Here is a 21733-nt window from a genome sequence, read left to right on the forward strand (position 1 = left end):
CCTTTTGCAGTGCGGACCCACACAGCAGCAGGAGCATTGAAATGGTCAGAGTGAAAACAGAAGCCCGCCGCGAGGCCATCCTGGCCGCGGCGAAGGAAGTCTTCCAGGAAGTCAGCTTTGACCGCGCGTCGATGGACGAAATCGCTGCGCGCGTCGGGAGTTCAAAGGCGACGCTGTATCGCTACTTCGACACCAAGGAAGCCTTGTTCCAGGAACTCATCAGCCGGATGGCCAATGAGTTTGGTGGCGACGCGATGTCTTTTCTGTACAAGAGCATCGGCGCGAGCGCGGGAGCGGAGCTGCCCAAAGAGGCCATGGACGTCATCTCGCTGCTCGACCCCACCCGCGACATCGAGCAGACCCTCAAGGCATTCGGGCGGCATGCCCTGACGCACTTCCACACCCCCCAGCGCTTCGCGGCTGCCCGCATGGTGATCGCAGCGGCGGCCAAGCCCGACATCGGCCGGATGTTCTACGAACAAGGACCGGTGCGGGCCATGAAGCTCACGGAGGGCTACTTCGGCAGCCTCATCGCCTCCGGTCAGCTCCGCCAGGCAGACCCCGTCGTGGTCGCGCGCCATTTCCGTGGACTGCTGCAGTCCGAGGTGCATGAAGCCGGCCTGTTCAACGTCAGAACCACATTGGAAGAAGCACACATCGCAGAGGTCGTCGACCGCGCGGTGGACGTCTTTCTTCGGGCCTATCGATCCCCTTCGGCCGCCTGAACGGCGGCTGCTTTTACCACCACTCTTGAATGAAAAGGCACATCATGAATCGCTTCTTCCACACCACGGCGACCGTGCGCACCACGCGCGCAGCGGCGACAACGCTGGGCGTCATCCTGTGCGGGTCGTCCGTGGCCATGGCCCAGAGCGCCCCAAGCGCAGGCGGCTCCGAGTCGCAGTGGTCGCTGGGCCTGGGTGCCGCCAGCGTGCAGAAGGCCTATCGCGACATCGACAGGGACAACACTCCCCTGCCCATTCTCAACTTCGAGAACAAGTGGGTCAGCGTTGGTGTCCCCCGGGTGGATGTCAAGCTGTACACCTCCCCCGCCCTGTCCTTCCGGCTGAGGGCGCGCTACGCGGGCGACGGATACGAGAGCGAAGACTCCCCTTATCTCGCTGGCATGGACGAACGCAAGGGCAGCGTCTGGGCCGGCGGCGCGGCGATCTGGAAAAACGACATCGCGAACGTCTCCGCCGAACTGCTGGGCGACGCTTCGGGCAACAGCAAGGGTTCGCGCTTCAAGCTCCAGGTGGATCACCGCTTTGGGATGGGACCGTTCGGGATCACCCCCCGCCTGGGCGCGGAGTTCTACGACCGCAAATATGTCGAGTACTACTACGGCGTGAAGGCTTCGGAGGCGACCGCGACGCGCAGCGCCTACCAGGGCGACTCCAGCACCGGCGTGGAGGCAGGACTTCGCGTCGACTACAGCCCTGCGCGCCAACACACCGTGTTCCTCGACCTCGGCGTCACGGGATATGGCGACGCCATCAAGGACAGCCCGCTGGTTGAGAAGTCCAGCCAGTCGAGGGTCAGCGTCGGATACATCTATCGGTTCTGATCGGCCTCATAGCGCAGAGCCTGGGGCTCCCGACCGGTTCAGAACCGGCCGTGGCGGCCCTGCCCTTGCGCGAAGCGCGTGGCCCCTTCCAGCGCATCGGGGATGCAGGCCTTGCCGCGTTGCCACTCCTGCTGCAGGGCTTCGCCCAGCGGCAGGTCCCACTGGGCGAAAGCGCTCTCGCGGTCGGCGCGCATCGTGGCCTGTGGGAAGGCCGCCAGCTGTTGCGCGAGTGCGATCGCCGCTGCGCGCGCCGTGCCGGTGGGCACCACGCGGTTGGCCAGGCCGATCCGCAGCGCTTCGTCCGCTTCGATCTGGCGACCGGTGAGGATCAGGTCCATGGCGTGGCCCATGCCGATCAGGCGCGGCAGGCGCACCGTGCCACCGTCGATCAGCGGCACGCCGAAGCGCCGGCAATAGACGCCAAAGTAGGCGTCTTCTTCCATCACGCGCAGGTCGCACCAGAGCACGAGTTCCATGCCGCCGGCCACGGCCGCGCCGCTCACCGCGGCGATCACCGGTTTGGACAGGCGCAGGCGCGACGGGCCCATGGGGCCCAGGGCGCGCGGGTCTTCCGCATCGAAGTCCAGCTGGTCCAGCCCGCCGGACCCGCCCGATGCGGCCAGCCGGGCGCCGTATTGCAAGTCCCAGCCGGCGCAGAAGTGGCCATTGGCACCGTGGAACACCGCGACTTTCGCGTCGGGGTCGTCTTCGAAGGCCAGGAAGGCGGCGTGCAGGGCCAACGCGGTCGGGCTGTCGACGGCGTTGCGCACCTCGGGGCGGTTCAGGGTGACGACCCAGATGTCGCCCTGTTTTTCGGTTGTGACGGCGGAGGACTTCATTTCAGTCTTTCGAACGGACGGGCGGGCGGACGGGCCCTCCCCCCAACCCTCTCCCAGAGGGAGGGGGAGGAACATCGCCCCACCAGCCCACGCGCGGCGTGTCCAGCGCCTCGGCCAACTCGGCCTCCGTCACCGCGATCTCCAGCCGCAGCAACGCGCCCGCCATGGCCTTGCCGAGGTTGTCCAGCCGCAGGTTGCGCGCGCCGCCGCCCTGCAGCGCGCCGCGCAGCACGAACTTCAGCGCCAGGATGTTGGGCAGCGCCCAGGCGTCCACCTCGCCCGGCAGCCAGGGCGCGAAGTGCGCCCGCACGCGAGCGGCCGTGACCTCGCGCTCCAGCAGCCGGTAGCCCGCCAGGTTCCAGGCGAACAGGCCGAAGTCCACCCAGTCGGCCTTGTCGCCGCTGCGCGCGTGGGCGATGCGGGCCAGGGGAGCGCACAAGGTCTTGCTCATGGGGCACCTCCCAACAGGTCTACCTGGATGTTCGGCTCCACCAGCGCGCGCGCAATCAGCGTGGGCCAGATGCCCAGCAGCTCGCTGGTGTTGTGCAGACCGTTGAAGCCGCAGGTGTAGGCGGGGCCGCTCAAGGCCAGCCAGGGAAACAGGCGGCCAAAGCCGTCGGCGGCGGACTTCGCCGGCGTGCGCAGCACCAGCCGCGTCCAGACCTCGTTCATGGCGTTGAGCGCGGCCGCGTCGGGCAGCGGCGCCAGCGCGCCGTGGGCCGAATTCAGGCCCGGGTACTCCACGAACAACTCGTCGTGCGGGATGCACTTGTCCTGCAGCAACTGGCGGATGGTGGCGGTGGCGGCCTGCGCCTTGTCCCAGGCGTCGGGCCACGAAAAGCCCCAGGTCACCTCGGCCTTGTAGCCATCGCGGTAACCCGCCACCACCTTGAGCATCGGCCCCGGCGCCTGGCCGCGCGCGCCGGTCAGGCGCACGCGGTCGTGGCCCTCGTCGTGCAGCACGATGCCGCCCATGTCCAGCACCACGTCGGGCGAGTGGTAGGCGTGCGGGTTGTGCACCTCGTAGAGCAGTTGCTGGCGCACGGTGTCGAAGTTCACCCGCCCGCCGGTGCCGGGCGCCTTGGTGATCAGCGCCGTGCCGTCTTCCCAGACCTCGGCGATGGGATAGCCGATGTGCGCCAGATCGGGGATGGCCTGCCACGCGCCCTGGCTGCCGAAGTTGCCGCCGCTGCCCTGGCCCGAACATTCGAGCAGGTGCCCCACGGTGAGACCCTGCGCGAGGCGGTTCAGGTCTTGCGGCTCGGTGGCGCCGCCGAGCGTCCAGCCCAGGCCGTGCACCAGTGGCCCGAGAAAGAGCGCCGCGTCGGCCACGCGGCCGGTGATCACGATGTCGGCCCCGGCGTCCAGCGCCTGCACGATGGGCGCCGCGCCCAGGTAGGCGTTGCCGAACACCAGCCGCTCGCGCACCTGCGAAACCGACTCGCCGGTGAACAGATGGGTCAGTTCGTCCGACGGGGTCGAAGCGTCCAGCAAACGCGGCAACACGTCGTCGCCGCTCACCACCGCGATGCGCGCCTGCCAGCCCTTGGCGGCGAACGCGGCCAGCACCGCCTGCGCCGCGCCCATCGGGTTCAGGCCACCCGCGTTGCAGACGAAGCGCACACCGCGCTCGCGCATCAGCGGCCACAGGCGCAGCAGCATGGGCACCACGTCGCGCGCGTAGCCCAGCGCCGGGTCGCGCTGGCGGTCTTTCTGCAGGATGGCGAGGGTGAGTTCGGCCAGGTGGTCGCTGGCGATGAACCGCACGCCGCCGCGCTCGATGCTCGCGGCCACGGGCTCCCAGTTGTCGCCGTAAAAACCGAGGCCGGCACCGATGCGGATGGACTTCATGGCATGCCCAACAAAGTGGAAGCGACAGGATACGGCCCCGGCCTATTTTTGCCAAGCATTTGCTTTTCATAAATATGAGCCAACCCGCCCGGCGCTGGAACCTGGGCGACTGCGGATGGGGGTCAACCCCTAGCGCCAGAGTGGGGTCGGCCAGCTATAAACAGCCCACAACAACAGGACGTCCCGCCACCCTGCCAGCAGCAGCGGCCAGCGTGTCCGGGCTCCACAGGAGACAAGCGTGCAACTGCTGCAACTGCTCATCAGCGGTGTGGCCCAGGGCTGCATCTATGGCCTGATCGCCCTGGGGTTCGTGCTGATCTACAAGGCCACCGAAACGGTGAGCTTCGCCCAGGGCGACCTGATGATGGTGGGGGCGTTCGGTGGTCTGGCCGCCATGACCGTGCTGGGCTTTCCGTTCTGGCTGTCGGTGCCGGCCGCCATCGTCGGCATGGGCGCGTTCGGTGTCGCGCTGGAACGCTTGGTGATCCGCCCCATCCTCGGCCAGCCCGCCTTCTCCATCGTCATGCTCACCATCGGTGTGGGCTATGTGCTGCGTGGCGCGATCACCATGATTCCCAACATCGGCACCGACACCCACACCCTGGCCGTTCCCTACGCGGGCGAGGTGCTGCGCCTGGGCACGCTGGTGGTCTCGGCCGAGCAGATCGTGGTGATCGGAGTCACCGGCGTGTTGTGCGCCGGGCTGTTCGCCATGTTCCGTTACTCCCGGCTCGGTCTGGCCATGCAGGCCTCGTCGCAAAACCAGCTCGCGGCCTACTACATGGGCATTCCGGTCAAGCGGCTCAACGGCCTGGTGTGGGGCCTGGCCGCGGGCGTGGCGGCCATCGCCGGCCTGCTGCTCGCGCCCATCACCTTCGTGCACGCCAACATGGGCTTCATCGGCCTCAAGGCCTTCCCCGCTGCCGTGGTGGGCGGCTTCAGCAGCCTGCCCGGCGCCATCGTGGGCGGGCTGGTGATCGGCATCGTCGAAGCGTTCTCGGGCTTCTATCTGCCCGAAGGCTTCAAGGACATCGCGCCCTACATCGTGGTGCTGATCATGCTGGTGCTCAAGCCCAACGGCCTCTTTGGCGAGAAACTCAGGAAAAAGGTCTAGACCTTGCGGGTCAGACCACTCGCGAAGCGATGTGCTCTGCCCCCAACCGATCAAGAACATGCGCTTCATTTTTAAAACGGACTACAACCAGGACATCCAGCTCGCCAAACACGGCGGGCACGTGTTCTGGTACAGCCTGCTGGGCCTGTTCCTGCTGGCCGCGCCCTGGGTGATCGAGGAGTACTGGCTGGCGCAGCTCACCTTTGTGCTGATCTACGCCGTGGTGGGCCTGGGGCTGATGCTGCTGGCCGGCTTCACCGGCCTGTTCTCGCTGGGCCATGCGGCGTTCCTCGGCGTGGGTGCGTACACCCAGGCCGTGATGGTCAACGCCGGGCTGCCGTTTCCGCTGGCGCTGGCCTGCGCGGGCCTGTTGTCCGCGGCCGTGGGCATGGTGGTGGGGCTGCCGGCGCTGCGCGTCAAGGGCATCTACCTCGGCATGGCCACGCTGGCGTTCGGCTTCATCGTGGAGGAGGCGCTGGCGCGCTGGGAAAGCGTGACCGGCGGCAACTCGGGCCTGTCGGTGAACCCGCCCGCGCTGTTCGGCTGGGAGCTGGAGAGCACCAACGAGTTCTATTTCCTCTGCCTCGTGGTCACGGTGGGCGCCACGCTGGCCATCGTCAACCTCATGCGCTCCAGCACCGGGCGCGCCTTCGTGGCGATCCGCGATTCGGAGATTTCGGCGCAGAGCATGGGCATCCACCTCGCGCGCTACAAGACGTTGTCGTTCGCGCTCTCGGCCGCGCTCGCGGGCATCGGCGGCGCGCTCTACGCGCACAAGATCCAGTTCCTCTCGCCCGAGCAGTTCAGCATCATCCAGTCGATCGACCTGCTGCTGATGGTGGTGATCGGCGGCCTGGGCTCGATCCACGGCGCCTTCCTCGGCGCCATCTTCCTCATCGTGATGCCGCAGCTGATCGCCCTGGGCAAGGACCACCTGCCCGACGCCATCGGTCAGGCCGCCGGCCTGCAGGGCACCGTGTATGGCCTGGTGCTGATCGCCTTCGTGCTGTTCGAGCCCATGGGCCTGTACGGCCGTTGGCTCAAGGTGCGCACCTGGTTCCAGCTGTTTCCGTTCTACCGGCGTGGCCTGTTCAAACGCCAGAAGACGTTCCAGAAATCGGACCGGTTGAAATGAACGACGACATCCTTCTTTCAGCGAAACACCTCAGCGTGCGCTTCGGTGGCGTGCTCGCGGTGAACAACGTGAGCTTCGACGTGAAGAAGGGCGAGGTGTTCACCCTGATCGGGCCCAACGGCGCGGGCAAGACGACGGTGTTCAACCTCATCAGCCGTATCTACACGCCCACCACCGGCCACATCGATTTCGCGGGCCCGAACGGTACGTTGCGGCTCACCGAGCAGCCACCGCACAAGATCGCCGGCCTGGGCATCGCGCGCACGTTCCAGAACATCGAGCTGTTCGAGCATGCAACGGTTCTGCAGAACCTGCTGATCGGCCGCCACACGCACCGCCGCACCGGCCTGTGGAGCGAAATCTTCTTCACCGGCAAGACGCGCGCCGCCGAGATCGAGGCGCGCGCCAAAGTCGAGCAGGTGATCGACTTCCTGAACCTGCAGCACCACCGCGAGTCGATGATCGCCGGCCTGCCCTACGGCGTGCGCAAGGTGGTGGAGCTGGCGCGGGCGCTGTGCACCGAGCCCAAGCTGCTGCTGCTGGACGAGCCGTCTTCGGGCCTGAACGTGGAGGAGACCGAAGACATGGCGTTCTGGATCACCGACATCAAGAACGAGCTCGGCATCACGGTGCTGATGGTCGAACACGACATGACGCTGGTGTCCAAGGTGTCCGACCGCGTGCTGGCCATGAGCATGGGCGAAGAGCTGGCCACCGGCACGCCGGCCGAGGTGCAGAACGACCCCGGCGTGATCGAGGCCTACCTGGGCACGGTGGACGACGTGTCCAGCCTGCGCCGGGAGAACCACGTGAGGACGACAGCATGAGAACCGCCGGGCCGCCCCAAGGTTCGAACGCCCCCCTGGGGGGCAGCGCAGTACGCGCAGCGACAAGCGTGGGGGCCCTATGACCGCGCCCGTGACCGACAACGCGGTGCTCAAGCTGCTCAACGTCGAGAGCGCCTACGGCCCCATCAAGGCGATCCGCGGCGTGAGCCTGCAGGTGCGCCGTGGCGAGATCGCCACCGTGCTGGGCTCCAACGGCGCGGGCAAGACCACCATCCTCAAGACCATCAGCGGCATCATCGACCCGCGCAAGGGCAGCATCGAGTTCAAGGGCGAGAACATCACCGCCCAGGACCCGGCCGCCATCGTGCAGCTGGGCCTGAGCCACGTGCCGGAGGGGCGCGAGGTGTTCCCGCTGCTCTCGGTGCGCGACAACCTGCTCATGGGCGCCTACACCCGCAAAGACCGCGACGGCGTGGCGCGCGACATGGAGGCGGTGTTCACCTACTTCCCCATCCTGCGCGAGCGCGCCGTGCAGGACGCCGGCCTGCTCTCGGGCGGGCAGCAGCAGATGCTGGCGATCAGCCGCGCGCTGATGGCCAACCCCGACCTGATCCTGCTGGACGAACCCAGCCTGGGCCTGAGCCCGAAGCTCACCAAGGAGATCTTCGAGATCGTGGTGCGCATCAACCGCGAGCGCGGCACCACCATCCTGCTGGTCGAGCAGAACGCCAACATGGCGCTCAACGCGTCCGACTACGGCTACGTGCTGGAAAACGGCCGCATCGTGATGGAAGACACCTGTGCGCGCCTGCGCGAGAAGGACGACATCAAGGAGTTCTACCTGGGGATGAAGGAAGCGGGCGTGCGCGCCGACCGGCGCTGGAAAAAGAAGAAGAACTGGAGATGACGATGAGCTACCTCTGGGACCTCTCCCACATCCGCCCGCAGACCGAGGTCGTGCTGCCCGGCGACACCATTCCCACGCTGTTCTGGAACGCGGTGCAGCGGCGCGGCCCCCATGTGTGGATGCGGCAGAAGGAGTTCGGCATCTGGCGCAGCTGGACTTGGGACCAAACCGGCGAAGCCGTGCGCGAGATCGCCCACGGGCTGATGGCGTTGGGCTTTGCGCCGCACGAGACGGCCTCCGTGCTCTCCAACACCACCGTGGAATGGGTGCTGGCCGATCTGGCCGTGCTGAGCGCGGGCGGCGTGTCCAACGGCGTCTACCCCACCGACGCAGCCGAGCAGGTGCAGTTCCTTTGCGAAGACTCGGGCACCACCGTGCTGTTCGTGGAAGACGACGAACAGCTCGACAAGGCGCTGGAAGTGCGCGAGCGGCTGCCCCGGCTGAAGAAGATCGTGGTGTTCGACATGGAGGGCCTGCGCGAGCTGAACGACCCGCAGGTGATCAGCCTCGGAGCCCTGCGCGCCCTGGGCCGCGAACATGCGCAGACCCACACCAGCCTGTTGCAGGAGCGCGTGGCCGGCTGCCACCCCGCCGACCTCGCGGTCCTGGTCTACACCTCGGGCACCACCGGCAAGCCGAAAGGCGCCATGCACAGCCACCAGGGCCTGGTCTACACCGTGCACGGCTACAACACGCTGATCGCGCGCGACGAGCGCGACGAGTGCATGTGTTTCCTGCCGCTGTGCCACATCGCCGAGCGCCTGGGTGGCGAGTATTTTTCGCTCTACACCGGCGCCAAGCTCAACTTCGTGGAGAACCCCGAGACCGTGCCCGAGAACGTGCGCGAGATCGCGCCCACGGTGTTCACCGCCGTGCCCCGCGTGTGGGAAAAGTTCTACTCGGGCGTGATGATTGCGCTCAAGGAGGCCAGCGCGCTGCAGCAGGCCGCCTACGCCTGGGCCATCGGCGTGGGCCAGCGCGTGGCCGAACACGTGATGGCGGGGCAGGAAGTGCCCGGTGGCTTGCGGCTGCAGTTCCGGCTGGCGCGCCTGCTGGTGCTGGACAACGTGCGCAAGATCATCGGCATCCACCGCGCGCGCTTTCTCGTCACCGGCGCCGCACCCATCTCGCCCGACCTGGTGCGCTGGTACCTGGCGCTGGGCGTGCCCATGCTGGAGGTGTGGGGCATGACGGAGACCTGCGGCGCCGCCACCGGCATCCCCGCCAGCCGCATCAAACCCGGCTCCATCGGGCCGGCCGCGTCGTACAACGAGGTGCGGCTGGACGCGCTCACCAGCGAGATCCTGGTGCGCGGCCCCAACGTGTTCATGGGCTACCTGAACCAGCCGGAAAAGACCGCCGAGACCTTCGACAAAGATGGCTGGCTACGTACCGGCGACGTGGGCACGGTCGATGAGGAAGGGTTTTTCCGCATCACCGACCGCATGAAAGACATCATCATCACCGCAGGCGGCAAGAACATCACCCCGAGCGAGCTCGAAAACGAACTGAAGTTCTCGCCCTACGTGACCGACGCGGTGGTGATCGGCGACCAGCGGGCCTACCTCACCGTGATCATCATGATCGACCAGGAGAACGTGGAAAAGTATGCGCAGGACCACGACGTGCCGTTCTCGAACTACGCCAGCCTCACCCGCGCGCCCGAGGTGCAGGCCTTGATCCAGACCGAGATCGACCGCGTGAACAAGAAATTTGCCCGCGTGGAACAGATCAAGAAGTTCTTCCTGCTCGACACCCAGCTCAGCGCCGAAGACGAAGAACTCACCCCCACCATGAAACTCAAGCGCAAACTCGTGCAACAGAAATACGCCCCGCAGATCGACGCCATGTACCGCTAGAGCGCCCTGCAGACCGACCCAGCCTGTCACCCCACAACAACCGCCCGAAACAACCCCAGGAGACCACCCCCATGAAAGCCAGACTCTCTTTGATCGGCGCCGCGCTGGCGCTGACCGGCGGCACCGCGTTGGCCCAGTCGCAGGGCGTGAGCAAAGACGAAATCGTGCTGGGCTCGATCCAGGACTTGTCCGGCCCCATCGCCGGCTTTGGCAAGCAGGTGCGCCTGGGCATGATGCTGCGCGTGGACGAGGTCAACGAGCAGGGGGGCGTCAACGGCCGCAAGATCAAGCTGCTGGTGGAAGACTCCGCCTACGACCCGCGCCGCGCCGTGCTGGCCGCGCAGAAACTGGTGAACCAGGACAAGATCTTCGCCATGGTGGGCCACATCGGCACCGCGCAGAACATGGCCGCCATGCCGGTGCAGTTCCAGAAGAACGTGGTCAACTTTTTCCCCGTGACCGCCGCGCGCGAGATGTACGAGCCCTTCCACAAGCTCAAGTACAGCTTCGCCGCCCCCTACTTCGACCAGATGAAGATCGCCGTGCCCAAGCTGGTGAAAGACAAGGGCGCCAAGAAGGTCTGCACCATGTACCAGGACGACGAGTTCGGCCTGGAAGTGAAACGCGGCGCCGAAGAAGGCCTGAAGTCCATCGGCATGGCGCTGGCCGAAGAAACCAGCTACAAACGCGGCGCCACCGACTTCGCCTCGCAGATGCAGAAGCTGCAGGCCAGCCATTGCGACATGGTCGTGCTGGGCACCATCATCCGCGAGACCATTGGCGGCATCGCCACCGCCAAGCGCCTGGGCTTCAACCCCACCTTCGTCGGCTCCAGCGCGGCCTACACCGACCTGATCCACAAGCTCGGCGGCCCGGCCATGAACGGCCTGTACGCCACCATGACGGTGCAGAACCCCTACACCGACGAAGCCTCGCAGCCGATCCGCTTCTGGGCCAACAAGTACAAGACCAAGTTCAACGAAGACCCGACCGTGTTCTCCGTCTACGGCTACAGCTTGGTCGACACCTTCCTGAAGGCCGCCGGCAAGGCCGGCCCCAACCTCAGCACCGAGAGCTTCATCAAGGCCATGGACACCATGAAGATCCCGCCCGACATCTTCGGCAGCGCCGAGATGACCTTCAGCCCCACCAAGCGCCTGGGCAGCAACGCCACGCGCCTGTCGCAACTGCAGGAGAACCGCTGGAAAGTGGTCTCGGAATACATGCAGATCGACGCCAAATAAAGCCCGGTTTTGATGTCGCGCCGCCTGCCTCGGTAGGCCATGCGCAGCAGCCGCCAGTGCCTTGTGTGCTGGCGGTTTTTTTGCGTCCTCGTACCATGGCCGCATGAACCCCATCAGCCCCAGGTGGGCCGCCCTGCTGGCCGACGCCCTGCTCACACTGCACGTGGGCGTGGTGGTGTTTGTGGTCGGCCTGCTGCCGCTGGTGCTCATCGGCGGCGCGCTGGGCTGGCGCTGGGTGCACCACCGCGGCCTGAGGTTCACGCATCTGGGGCTGATCCTGTACATCGCCGCGCAGACCTGGCTCGGCCAGCTCTGCCCGCTGACCGTGTGGGAACAGGACCTGCGGCGCCTGGCCGGACAAGGCGGCTACCGGGAAGGCTTCATCGAACACTGGCTCTCGCGCCTGCTGTACTGGGATGCGCCTTGGTGGGTGTTCGAGGTGGCCTACACGTCGTTTGCGGTGCTGGTGGCGGTGGCCTGGTGGTGGGTGCGGCCCCGGCGTTGATGCAGAGGGCGCTGGCCACAGCCCGCGCGGCCAGCGCCGATGGGCGCCGCTGGAGAAACGCCATCAGCCACTCGGGGTAGTCCGGGTGCACGGCATCGCGGACGGACGCTCGGGCCGCCAGCGCGCCGCGCCAGCGCGTCACGCGCGGGAGCCCTTCCATGAAGCCGAATTCGGCGATGGTGTCGAAGGTATCGAAGTAGCGAAACACCGGGCCGAAAACGGCGTCCACCACCGAGAACGCCTCGCCGCGGAAGAACGGCCCGGCCGCCAGCGCATGCTCCAGTTGCTCGAACCGCCCACGGATCTCGCGGGCCCGGCCCTGGAGCGCGGCTTCGTCGGCGGCGTTGTAGAAGCCGGCGATGCTGTTCAACACGGTGGAGCCGAACTCCATCCAGGCCCTGTCGCGCGCCCGCTGCAACGGGTCTTCGGGGTGCAGCCTGGGCGGAAGCGTGTCGTCGAGGTATTCGCAGATCACGGCGGACTCGAACACCGGCTCGCCATCCACCAGCAGCACCGGCGTCTTGCCCAGCGGAGAGATGTCCAGAAACCAGGCCGGCTTGTTGGCGAGATCGATGTCGCGGCGCTCGACGGGAATGCCCTTCTCCGCCAGGACAATGGCGACGCGCTGCACATACGGGCAGAGCGCGTGGGACACCAGCACGAGGCCGGTGGGCTGAGTCGTGTCGCGGCGGGCGCCGGGCTCGAGGGAGGTCGTGGTGTGCATGTGACGAAGAAAGTGAAGCCAGGAAGGCTGCACTGTAGGATTGCGGTATCGCATCAGCAATGGCGAACGGACAAACCATGCATGCACCAACGCAATACAACCTGAGCGCCGCCGACCTGCAGACCATGCTCGCGCTGGCCCGGGCTGGCACGCTGGCCGACGCCGGTGAGCGGCTCGGGGTGGATTCGTCCACGGTCTTCCGCTCGCTGCAGCGGCTCGAACGCGGCCTGGGGCAACGCGTCTTTGAGCGCACACGCTCCGGCTACCTGCCCTCGGAGCTTGCCCAGACGCTGGTGGAGCATGCCGAGCAGATGGAAGCCTCGATCGAAGCGGCCCGCACGGCCGCACAGCAGCGGCCGGAGCAAGTGTCGGGCCGGGTGCGCATCACCACCACCGACACCGTGCTGCACGGCCTGGTCGCCCCGGCGCTCAAGGCCCTGAAAACCGCGCACCCGCGGCTGGACTACGAGCTCCAGACGGGCAACGAACTCGCCAGCCTGACCCGGCGCGACGCCGACATTGCGGTGCGGGCGACGAAGCGGCCACCACAGCATCTGGTGGGCAAGCGCATTGGCCCCATCCGGGTGGCGCTGTACACGGCGAAGAGGGGCGGCATCAAGCGGCTCGCCGACGTGGAGGCCGGCCACGCGGCATGGATCGCACCAGACGAGGCCCTGCCCGACCACCCTTCGGTGGTCTGGCGCAAGCGCCACTACCCCAAGGCCGTGCCGGCCTACCGGGTCAACAGCATCCTGACCGTGGCGGAGCTGGTGGCGCTCGGGCTGGGCGTGGGCATCCTGCCCCTGTTCCTGGCCGAGACGCGGACGGACCTCGTGCGACTCACCGAGCCGCTGGACGACGCCCAGACCGAGCTCTGGCTGCTGACGCACCCGGAGTCACGGCACCTGCGGCGCGTGGCGGCGGTGTATGGGCATCTGGCGGCCAGCTTGGCGCTGGATTGAGGCGGCCAGCCGCCCGCGCCAGGCTACGCCCACTTGTAGGTGGACAGCAGCATGAACGCCAACACCGTGGGAATGGCGCTCAAAACGGCCCAAGGCCAAAGGCGCCAGCTCAGAACCACGGTACCCAGGATGAGAAAACCCGACACAAAGGCCGCACCGAAAGCGGAGAAGCCGAACACATACGGGTCGACGTACCGCGCCACGGTGAGCCCGGCGGCCGACACCAAAGCCCACGCCAGATAGAACCGGCGATTCGAGAACAAGGCCTTGGCTTTCGCTGGTGCGGTTTTCATGGCTTGGACGGGGTGTCACTGTCGTTTGAACGCAGGCTCGTTTTGCAGTGAAGCGAGGGACTGGACGCGCATTGGCTCTGCGCCCACGCCAGCATCTGCAGGTTCTTCTCATGGTTCTCGGTCCACTCGGGCAACCAGAAAGCGTTCGTCGGTGTCGGCTGGTAGTCCGACCCCGTGAATGGCGCTTCGGCCTGCCAGCGCAGCGCCACGGCATTCAGCGTGCGGATCTTCGCCTCTGTGAATCCAGCGTCTTGGATGCTTCCGGCATGTTGCCGAACGAGGGTGAGATTCAGATTGAGGTTCATGTCAGAAAGGCTGCGTATCGCCGTCAAGTCGCCCTTCTCTGCGTAGCCGGCGTACGCAAGGTCGGCGAGGACGTTTTGCAACGCGTAGTCTTCGATCCGGCCGTCTGGTGATATTTGTCGGGCCTCATAGGCCCTACCTGTGAAGAAGCCAGCCACGGCTATGCCGACGGCAACGAAAACAGCCACGATGAAGCGCATCTTGTGAGACATAACCATCAGCATTTGTCCACCGCGACAAGACGCCACCGAAGCGAGGCAAGGCGAGTGCGCGGAAGATGAGCCATGTTGAGCTGAACCGCCTAGGTGGCGGTGGTGTGATCGGATTGGGTTGGCAAAACGCTGGGAGTGGATGGCCTCCCCCACTTTTCGGCGCAGTCATTATGGCCAGGACGGGACCTGCGGCCCCTGGCCAGACAAGGCACTACTGGCTAGAAATTCATCGAACACGGGCGCTCGCGACCGCTGTGAGGGAGCGCTGGGCGGATGCCTGCAGTCGGCCTATTCTGTTGAAAAACTCGTCGACAGTGATGAAGACCTCTTTTTTGGGAGTGCTTGAACCCTTGGCAGGACTGTGATCGTCGATCCTCGATCGATCTGAGAGGTCGATTTTTCCGGTGGCGCGTGCGGAGTTGAGCGAGAAGAGTTTTTCAACAGAATAGGCCAGGAGTCGCCAGTCGGGGCCGGAAGCTTTCGGTCAGGCCAACAGCCTCTCCACCGAAATCAACCACCAGCCTCGTGAACTTGCCCCTCCCTGTGGAAGACCTTCGCAGTGACCCGCAGTCGGCAGGTCGACAAAGTAGTTGGGCCGGGTCGCGATTCGTCGGCCGCTCCAACCTTCTGACGACGCGGTAGCCTTCGGAGGCGACCTTGAACATCTCCTTGCCCAGTTCCACGGGCTGCCCAGCTGCTGCACCCCGTCGGCGGTGACGACCAGGCCGTCCATCGGCGCGACCAGGCGCGCGCGCCAGCTTGGTCTCCGCGAGCGTCATCTGGCCTTAGGCGCCCTGCAGCTCGGCGCTGGCCAGCGCGACCGAGGCGGCCTCGCGGTCCGCCATGGCCTGGCGAAGCCGTTCAGCGGTTGGAGCGGGCGCCGCGCGCCGGTCGACGCTGCCGCAGGCACACAAGCGTCAGGCCGGCATGGTGCGCAGATGGTCGACCACGCGGGCGAGATCCTTTTGCGAGACGTCGACACGCTGCTCGACGAACTTGCGCAGATCAGCGACACGGTTCTTGAACGCCGGGTTCCTGGCCAGCCAGGCGACGATCAGTGGCTTCAGGCTCAGGTTGCGGCCATAGGAGACATATTCATCGGCCAGGTTCTGCGACGCGAGCGGATGCAGGCCTGGGTAGTCGAACGGGAACCGCTGCGGCTCGTTCATGACCTGGTCCAGGCCTCCAGGCTGACGCGCCAGTTCGAGCACCGGCAGGGCGTGGCGGTCGAAGAGGTCGAGCAGTGCGCGGATTTCGCCAGAGTTCTCGATGGGCACCGACCCGGACTTGGCGCCGACAAACGCGGTCGGATGGAACCAGAAGGTCTCCGGTATCCGGACCTCATTGCCGAAGATCTGCTCGAAGATCGTTTCGACCTCGTCGCTGCGATGGCCGCACCGCAGCATGCACTTGAAATCGGGGCCACTGCCCGTCACGCGCATCTGCACGCTCTGATAGCCGTCGAGTGTGGGCCGCACGAACCCGGCATCCCAGCCCGTGCCGATCATGCGAGGCACGAAACCATGGGGCGCCAGCCGCTCGCGCAGCAGCGTTGCGGTGAGTTGCGCCACCTCGGTCTTGGTGAGCGGCGGCGAGTCCTGCAACTGGGCCGTCAGCTCCGCCCATTGCGGCTGCATCTCGGGCGGCAGCACGCCACCGCCCGGCAGGAACACCATGGCCAGCGGCTCGGAGAAGACGACCAGGCCCAGCGCCGTGGCCTGGTTGACGACGGCCTGCAGTGCGGAGACCAGATCGTCGGCAGGCAGGCTGAGGTTCCAGACCGCTTCCGGCGCACGCCGCACCCGTTCGGCCAGCGGGGCCGACCAGCCGGACTCCACGCGAGGCTGGGCCTGCAGCGCCTGCGCCAAGGCGAGGAACTTGGGGTTGGGCCCCGGCCGCTGGGCCTCCAACCGCTCAAGGCCCAGGCAGGCCTGATCGAAGCTGGCGGGCAGCAGCAGTGCGCTGTCCCAGAGACTGAGGTCGTTGTTCATGCGTCAGGGCGAGGCCGGGGGGCCTCGATTCTGGATCAGCCGCCAGGGGTGCGGCGGCGGCGCGTGGCCAGAGTACCGGCCAGGGCCACGCGGGCGAGGGTGAGACTTACCGATTGCAGCGTCCGCTCCAGGCCGAGTTTAGCAACACGGAGGCTGCCGCCCGCGTGCCATTCAGCCACGCCCGTGCCGGGGAAACGTCGGCGCGTCGGTGACAGCAACGAATCGCCATGAGTGCTGTCCGCCAATGTGTGCCCGCTGCTGAGGGGTCACCAACGGGCGCATGCGTGCGGGGGCCGATCGTCAGCTTCGCGGGGACGAGATCAGGACTGTGGATGACTCTTCAGGGTCGAAATCTCCTACTCAACCGCCCCAGCCCGCCGAGCCTCCACTTCAAACGGGTTGTCCCAATAGGCGCGCCGCCCGCGCACCCACTGCCAAGCCCCAGCCAGCAAATACGCCGGCAGGAACAGCGGCCCCCAGCGCTCGCACTGCCGCACGTGCACCCGCTCGTGGGCGCGCAGGTGTTCCAGTTCCTGCGCGTGGGTGCCCAGGATCACGTGGCCGAAGGTGATGGCGGCGAAGGGCCAGCGGTGCCTGGGCTGTCTGCGCAGGGCGGCGATTTCGAGCACACCGTCCACCCGCCGAAAGCGCGCGCCCAGCGGGAGCAGCAGCAGGCCGAGCACGAGGCCGATGAGGGTGTTGGGCGAGGCCCAGAGCACGCGGGCCCAGTGCAACAGACGACGGTTTCGCTGCGGCTTCGACAGGCTCAGCCCGAACGGCATGGCGGCAGTTGAATGCGCGTCCGGCTTCACGACACGATGTACGCGCCCGAGCCACAAGACAGCAACTTCCCGTCGGCCCCCAGGAACTCCATGCGCGTGCTCGCCACGCGCGAGCCCAGGCGCATGACTTCGGCGCGCAGTTCAAAGAACTCGCCGATGCCGGGGCGCAGGTAGTCAATGCGCAGGTCGATGGTGCCGAGCTTGGCGAAGCGGTGCAGGCGCTGCTCGGGCGCTTCGTCCATGTGGCGCGCGCCGATGGCGGCCATGCAGGCCAGGCCGCCCATGGCGTCGAGCCCGGCGCTGATCACGCCGCCGTGGATGCGGTTGTAGCTGTAGTGGCCCACGAGCTCGTGCCGCATGTCGATGCGCGCGGCGACGCGTTCGGGTTTGAGGCTGGTGATCTTCAGGCCGAGCACCTGGTTGAAGACGATTTTTTCTTCAAAGATGGCTCGCAGGCCGGCCACGAATTCGGGTTCGAATTCGGCGGGTGTCGGGGGTGGGGTGCGCATCGGGCCATTGTGGCCGATGCGGCTCGCGGCCACACACTCCGGCCGCACGGCGAGCGGGCCCGGTTGTCGCGCACAGGTCAGCCGGAGCGCCCCCCGCAACGCAGGAAGCGGTCCAGCCCAGGGCACCGCCGGGCCGGCTTTGCCGGACGGCCAGTGCCGCCCCCTTGAGGGGGTCGCGCGAAGCGCGGCGGGGGTGTTTCGTCCTAAGCGGTCTGCGGGCCGAGCGTGAAGCCGATCTGCGTCACGCGGTCTTGCGATCGGGCGAAGGTGTTGCCGGCGTGCATGCGGGCGATGGCCGCGACGATGGCCAGGCCCAGGCCGTGGTGGGTTTCATTGGGGCAACAGCGCGCGGCGTCGGCGCGGAAGAAGCGGTCGAACAGGTGGGGCAGGTGCTGCGGTTCGATGGGGGGGCCCTGGTTTTCCACCACGACCTGCACCTCGCTGCTGGCGGCCCCGTCGGTGCGGGGCTCGATCTTCACCCGCACGGTGGAGCCGGGCTCGGCGAAGCGCGAGGCGTTGCCCATGAGGTTGGACATGGCGCGCTTGACGAGGGCCGCGTCCACCGCGACGCGGGCGTCGCCCTCCACCGTGAAGTGCAGGCCTGCTTCGTCGAGCACGCCTTCGTGGAACTCGGCCACCTGGTGGGCGAGCTCGGCCAGGCTCACTGGCTCGCTGCGCCGGGCGGTGGCGCCGCGGTCGGCCTGCGAGAGGAAGAGCATGTCGTTGACGATGGCCGAGAGGCGCTGCATTTCTTCCAGGTTGGACGCCAGCGTGTCGCGCAGCGACTCGACGTTGCGCTCGCGCGAGAGGGTCACCTCGGTCTGGCCGATCAGGGCGGTCAGGGGCGTGCGCAGTTCGTGCGCCACGTCGGCGTTGAAGGCTTCGAGCTGTTCGTAGGCTTTCTGCAGCCGCTCCATGAGGGCGTTGAACTGGGCCACCCAGGGGTCGAGCTCTTCGGACGAGCGCTCCACCACGAGGCGCTGGTCGAGCCGCCGCGGCGAGATACCGTTCATCTGCCGGGTCAGCGAGAGCAGCGGGCGCAGCTCGCGGCGCACCAGCCACTGGATCGCAAAGCCGGCCGCGGCCGAGCCGAACAGCGTGGTCATGAGCAGGGTGATGGCGGCTTCGCGCTGGATGCGGTGGTCGTGCGTGGTGTCCATTTCCAGCCGCACGCGCACCTTGCCGCCGGGCAGGCGTTCGGCCGGCACGTCGAATTCCAGGCTGCGGCTGGAGGCGAACGGAGCCACCTCGTCGCGGAAGAGTTCGGTGCCGTCGCCACGCCACAGCTGCAGGCGGGTGGACGAGCGCACGGGGTCGAACAGGGTCATGCGCTGGAGCAGGCCGGCCTCGCCGGTTTCGCAGGCAACCCCGATTGCATGAGACAGGTACTCGCGTTTGTCGTCCAGCGTTGTCTGCTGGTCCACCTCCATGCGCATGGCGATGGCCGAATACTTGGCCACGCTGAGCACACCCAGGGCCACGAACATGAGCAGGGCCATGGCGCGCGAGAGGCGCCGCGCGATGGACGGCCCGCACGGCAGGGGCAGGCACAGCCCGGTGGGCTCGGTGGCTGGCTGGGGGGTGGGCTGGGCGAGCCCGGTGGCGGGGTTCATTCGGCGCGCTCCTCCAGCACGTAGCCCATGCCGCGCACGGTGTGCAGCAACCGGGTGGGGAAGGGGTCGTCGAGCTTGGCGCGCAGGCGGCGCACCGCCACCTCCACCACGTTGGTGTCGGAGTCGAAATGCATGTCCCAGACCTGCTCGGCCAGCGTGGTGCGCGACAGGATCTGGCCGCGCCGGCGCGTGAGCAGCGCGAGCAGGTTGAACTCTTTGGCGGTGAGGTCCAGCCGCTGCGCGCCACGGGAGCAGCGGCGCGAGACGAGGTCCACCTCCAGGTCGGCCAGGCGCAGCACGGTGGCGGCCTGCGGGCTGGCGAAGGCGCCGCGGCGCAGCAGCGCACCCATGCGCGCGAGCAGTTCGGAGAAGGCGAAGGGTTTGACGAGGTAGTCGTCGGCCCCGCCTTCGAGCCCCTTGACGCGGTCTTCGATCTTGTCGCGCGCGGTCAGCATAAGCACGGGCGTCTTGCTGTCTTCGGCGCGCAGGGCGGCGAGCACGCCGTAGCCGTCCACGCCGGGCAGCATCACGTCGAGCAGCATCAGGTCGTAGCTGCCGCCGGTGGCCAGGCGGCGGCCTTCGATGCCGTCGCGCGCCACGTCCACGACGTAGCCGTTTTCACTGAGGCCCTGGTGCAGGTACTGCGCCAGTTTGGGTTCGTCTTCGACGACAAGGACACGCATCGCTGGGCTCACAAAGGGGTTGACCGATCAGGCCGGAATGGTCGCATATGCCGTGCCAGCGCGTGATGACATATTTGTAATCTGGCGGTTCGGAAAACGTGGTTTTGGTTGTCAAGAATTCATCCCCAGGGAAGGCACAACGGCTTTCCCATCGAAGCCCTCCAACAGGATTCGACCCACCGTTTCACAGCCCTCCAAGGAGTTTCACCATGAACCGCAAGCACCTCTCCGCCATCGCCGTCGCCCTCCTCGCCCTGTCCGCCAGCCAGGTGTTCGCCGCCGACGGCCCCTTGACCCGCGAACAAGTGAAGGCCGAGCTGGCCGAAGCCATCCGCACCGGCAACATGATCGCCAACAACGAAAGCGGCCTCATGCTCAACCAGGCCCGCCCCGACCTGTACCCCGCCAAAGAGCAGTCGGCCGGCAAGACCCGTGAACAGGTGAAAGCCGAACTGGCCGAAGCCATTCGCACCGGCGACGTGGTGGCCGACGGCGAGTCGGGCAAGAAGCTGAAGGAGCTGTACCCCAGCCGCTACCCCGCCCCCACCATGGGCGGCAGCTTCACCGCCACGCGCTGAACCCGAGCCCCTGCGCTGTGCGCAGGCTCCCGATCCACGGCCCCGCTCCTACTGAGCGGGGCTTTGTTGTTTTCAAAGGCCGAGTTGCCGCGCGGCCAGCTCTTTCATGATCTCTTCGGCGCCACCACCGATCATCAGGACCTTGACTTCGCGGTAGATGCGTTCGCTCACGGTGCCGCGCATGAAGCCCATGCCGCCGAGGATCTGCACGGCGGCGTCGGCGCAGAACTGCATGGCCTGGGTGGCGTGGTTTTTCAGCAGACACACCTGGGCCACCCATTCCGGCCCGGTGTCGCCCGCGTCGGCCCGGGCGCCGAGCGCATCGACCCAGGCCTGGGTGGATGCGATGCGCATCCGCATGTCCATGAGCTTGTGGCGGATCACCTGGCGCTCGATCAGCGGCGCGCCAAAGGTCTGGCGCTGGCGCGCCCAGGCCAGGGCCTCGTCGTAGCAGGCCTCGGCAAAACCCAGCGCCATCGCGGCCAGCGCCAGACGCTCGCCGTTAAAGTTGCCCATGACCATGCGAAAGCCCGCGCCCTCTTCGCCCAAGCGGTAGCGCGCCGGCACCCGCAGGCCGTCGAAGCGCAGGTGCGCGGTGTCGGAACAGAGCCAGCCCATCTTCTGCAGCGGCGTGCGCGAGAGGCCTTTCGCGTCGCACGGCACGACGATCATGGAAAGGCCGCTGGCGCCTTTGCTCTTCAAGTCGGTTCTGACGGCGAGTGTGATCCAGTCGCAGCGCATGCCCGAGGTGATGAACACCTTTTCGCCGTCGATCACGTAGTCGCCGCCGTCGAGCCGCGCGGTGGTGCGCAGGCTGGCCACGTCGGAGCCGCCACCGGGCTCGGTGATGCCCAGCGCCGCGATCTGCTCACCGCGCAGCACCGGCGGAACGATCTCGGCCTGCTGCGCCGCCGTGCCGTGCGCCAGCACCGGGGGCAGGCCGATGTTGTGTGAAAACAGACTGGCCATCACGCCGCCGCTGCCGCCATGGCGCGCCAACGCCTGCGACACGGCGTTGCGCACGGCCCAGGGCGCGGGCGTGCCGCCCAGATGCTCGGGGTAGCCCAGGCCCAGCAGGCCCAGATCGGCCGCCTGCGCGTAGAGCGCGCGCGGGAACTCGCCCGCCTCATCCCAGGCGCTCACGTGCGGTGCGATGGCCTGGGTGGCGAAGCGCTGCACGGTGTCGAGCAGCGCGCCGCGGTCTTCGGGGGTGAAGCTGTCAGGCCGAGGACTGTTCATGTCAGTTGGGGTAGCGCGAAGCGCTGCGGGGGTGT

Annotated in this window: 22 protein-coding genes and 1 pseudogene; 11 read left to right on the forward strand and 12 right to left on the reverse strand. The window is 67.1% G+C overall.

Annotated elements, in window-relative coordinates:
• The first annotated feature begins 41 nt into the window (after positions 1 to 41).
• Together AC07YZ_RS10395 and AC07YZ_RS10400 are read left to right on the forward strand one after the other, a co-directional pair.
• Positions 42 to 725 carry a TetR/AcrR family transcriptional regulator gene (locus tag AC07YZ_RS10395; protein WP_226491488.1) on the forward strand — a complete coding sequence of 228 codons (684 nt, stop codon included), beginning with the start codon at positions 42 to 44 and terminating at the stop codon, positions 723 to 725.
• Between the two features lie 44 nt (positions 726 to 769).
• Entirely contained in the window at positions 770 to 1567 is a 798-nt protein-coding gene (locus AC07YZ_RS10400; protein WP_494794680.1) for a MipA/OmpV family protein, read from the forward strand.
• A 38-nt stretch (positions 1568 to 1605) separates the two neighbouring features.
• Here AC07YZ_RS10400 and AC07YZ_RS10405 read toward each other — a convergent pair whose 3' ends face one another.
• The 3 genes from AC07YZ_RS10405 to AC07YZ_RS10415 are packed head-to-tail and all read right to left on the reverse strand — an operon-like array spanning position 1606 to position 4257.
• Positions 1606 to 2406, reverse strand: coding sequence for a crotonase/enoyl-CoA hydratase family protein (locus tag AC07YZ_RS10405; RefSeq protein WP_494794681.1), 801 nt, complete (start codon positions 2404 to 2406; stop codon positions 1606 to 1608).
• Position 2407: 1 nt separating this feature from the next.
• Positions 2408 to 2857, reverse strand: coding sequence for an AtuA-related protein (locus AC07YZ_RS10410; protein ID WP_494794682.1), 450 nt, complete (start codon positions 2855 to 2857; stop codon positions 2408 to 2410).
• On the reverse strand, positions 2854 to 4257 hold the full coding sequence (locus AC07YZ_RS10415) for an acyclic terpene utilization AtuA family protein (protein ID WP_226491484.1): 1404 nt from the start codon (positions 4255 to 4257) through the stop codon (positions 2854 to 2856). Before AC07YZ_RS10415 ends, AC07YZ_RS10410 begins: the two co-directional genes overlap by 4 nt.
• Before the next feature lie 238 nt (positions 4258 to 4495).
• Here AC07YZ_RS10415 and AC07YZ_RS10420 point away from each other — a divergent pair, with 238 nt between their 5' ends.
• The 7 genes from AC07YZ_RS10420 to AC07YZ_RS10450 all read left to right on the forward strand — a co-directional run bounded on the left by AC07YZ_RS10420 (position 4496) and on the right by AC07YZ_RS10450 (position 11809).
• Positions 4496 to 5371, forward strand: a complete 876-nt coding sequence (locus AC07YZ_RS10420) for a branched-chain amino acid ABC transporter permease (protein ID WP_226491483.1) — start codon at positions 4496 to 4498, stop codon at positions 5369 to 5371.
• 58 nt (positions 5372 to 5429) lie between these two features.
• Positions 5430 to 6506 (forward strand): branched-chain amino acid ABC transporter permease, encoded by a 1077-nt coding sequence (locus AC07YZ_RS10425; RefSeq protein WP_494794683.1) that lies wholly within the window; start codon positions 5430 to 5432, stop codon positions 6504 to 6506.
• Positions 6503 to 7333: an ABC transporter ATP-binding protein gene (locus AC07YZ_RS10430; RefSeq protein WP_494794684.1), complete on the forward strand. Its 831-nt coding sequence runs from the start codon at positions 6503 to 6505 to the stop codon at positions 7331 to 7333. Before AC07YZ_RS10425 ends, AC07YZ_RS10430 begins: the two co-directional genes overlap by 4 nt.
• 79 nt (positions 7334 to 7412) lie before the next feature.
• Positions 7413 to 8201 carry an ABC transporter ATP-binding protein gene (locus AC07YZ_RS10435; RefSeq protein ID WP_226491480.1) on the forward strand — a complete coding sequence of 263 codons (789 nt, stop codon included), beginning with the start codon at positions 7413 to 7415 and terminating at the stop codon, positions 8199 to 8201.
• 2 nt (positions 8202 to 8203) lie between these two features.
• Positions 8204 to 10060 (forward strand): AMP-dependent synthetase/ligase, encoded by a 1857-nt coding sequence (locus AC07YZ_RS10440; RefSeq protein ID WP_494794685.1) that lies wholly within the window; start codon positions 8204 to 8206, stop codon positions 10058 to 10060.
• A 71-nt stretch (positions 10061 to 10131) separates the two neighbouring features.
• The gene (locus AC07YZ_RS10445) at positions 10132 to 11304 is read left to right on the forward strand and encodes an ABC transporter substrate-binding protein (protein ID WP_494794686.1); all 1173 of its coding nucleotides are present in this window, start codon (positions 10132 to 10134) and stop codon (positions 11302 to 11304) included.
• 103 nt (positions 11305 to 11407) lie between these two features.
• Positions 11408 to 11809, forward strand: a complete 402-nt coding sequence (locus AC07YZ_RS10450; RefSeq protein WP_226491477.1) for a DUF2784 domain-containing protein — start codon at positions 11408 to 11410, stop codon at positions 11807 to 11809.
• A gap of 22 nt (positions 11810 to 11831) precedes the next feature.
• Here the strand turns inward: AC07YZ_RS10450 and AC07YZ_RS10455 are convergent.
• Positions 11832 to 12533: pseudogene (locus AC07YZ_RS10455) on the reverse strand (glutathione S-transferase family protein); the annotation flags it as partial.
• A gap of 77 nt (positions 12534 to 12610) precedes the next feature.
• Here AC07YZ_RS10455 and AC07YZ_RS10460 point away from each other — a divergent pair.
• Positions 12611 to 13495 carry a LysR family transcriptional regulator gene (locus AC07YZ_RS10460; protein WP_494794687.1) on the forward strand — a complete coding sequence of 295 codons (885 nt, stop codon included), beginning with the start codon at positions 12611 to 12613 and terminating at the stop codon, positions 13493 to 13495.
• Between the two features lie 23 nt (positions 13496 to 13518).
• Here the strand turns inward: AC07YZ_RS10460 and AC07YZ_RS10465 are convergent, their stop codons facing one another.
• The 7 genes from AC07YZ_RS10465 to AC07YZ_RS10495 all read right to left on the reverse strand — a co-directional run bounded on the left by AC07YZ_RS10465 (position 13519) and on the right by AC07YZ_RS10495 (position 19881).
• Positions 13519 to 13788, reverse strand: a complete 270-nt coding sequence (locus AC07YZ_RS10465; protein ID WP_494794688.1) for a hypothetical protein — start codon at positions 13786 to 13788, stop codon at positions 13519 to 13521.
• A complete protein-coding gene (locus AC07YZ_RS10470; RefSeq protein ID WP_494794689.1) occupies positions 13785 to 14303 on the reverse strand; it encodes a hypothetical protein in 519 nt (172 codons plus the stop codon). Before AC07YZ_RS10470 ends, AC07YZ_RS10465 begins: the two co-directional genes overlap by 4 nt.
• Before the next feature lie 917 nt (positions 14304 to 15220).
• Positions 15221 to 16294, reverse strand: coding sequence for a hypothetical protein (locus tag AC07YZ_RS10475; RefSeq protein WP_494794690.1), 1074 nt, complete (start codon positions 16292 to 16294; stop codon positions 15221 to 15223).
• Between the two features lie 356 nt (positions 16295 to 16650).
• Positions 16651 to 17076 carry a signal peptide prediction gene (locus tag AC07YZ_RS10480; protein WP_494794691.1) on the reverse strand — a complete coding sequence of 142 codons (426 nt, stop codon included), beginning with the start codon at positions 17074 to 17076 and terminating at the stop codon, positions 16651 to 16653.
• A gap of 26 nt (positions 17077 to 17102) precedes the next feature.
• Positions 17103 to 17585 carry a thioesterase family protein gene (locus AC07YZ_RS10485; protein WP_494794692.1) on the reverse strand — a complete coding sequence of 161 codons (483 nt, stop codon included), beginning with the start codon at positions 17583 to 17585 and terminating at the stop codon, positions 17103 to 17105.
• Positions 17586 to 17788: 203 nt separating this feature from the next.
• A complete protein-coding gene (locus AC07YZ_RS10490) occupies positions 17789 to 19198 on the reverse strand; it encodes a heavy metal sensor histidine kinase (protein ID WP_494794693.1) in 1410 nt (469 codons plus the stop codon).
• The gene (locus AC07YZ_RS10495; protein WP_226491468.1) at positions 19195 to 19881 is read right to left on the reverse strand and encodes a heavy metal response regulator transcription factor; all 687 of its coding nucleotides are present in this window, start codon (positions 19879 to 19881) and stop codon (positions 19195 to 19197) included. The genes AC07YZ_RS10490 and AC07YZ_RS10495 overlap by 4 nt, the downstream gene beginning before the upstream one ends.
• A 209-nt stretch (positions 19882 to 20090) precedes the next feature.
• Here AC07YZ_RS10495 and AC07YZ_RS10500 point away from each other — a divergent pair, with 209 nt between their 5' ends.
• Complete coding sequence (locus tag AC07YZ_RS10500) at positions 20091 to 20459, forward strand: DUF4148 domain-containing protein (protein ID WP_494794694.1); 369 nt, start codon at positions 20091 to 20093, stop codon at positions 20457 to 20459.
• 72 nt (positions 20460 to 20531) lie between these two features.
• Here AC07YZ_RS10500 and AC07YZ_RS10505 read toward each other — a convergent pair whose 3' ends face one another.
• Positions 20532 to 21698: an acyl-CoA dehydrogenase family protein gene (locus AC07YZ_RS10505; RefSeq protein WP_494794695.1), complete on the reverse strand. Its 1167-nt coding sequence runs from the start codon at positions 21696 to 21698 to the stop codon at positions 20532 to 20534.
• Positions 21699 to 21733 lie beyond the last annotated feature (35 nt).

Source organism: Hydrogenophaga sp. GW101-3F08 (genome assembly GCF_059424585.1).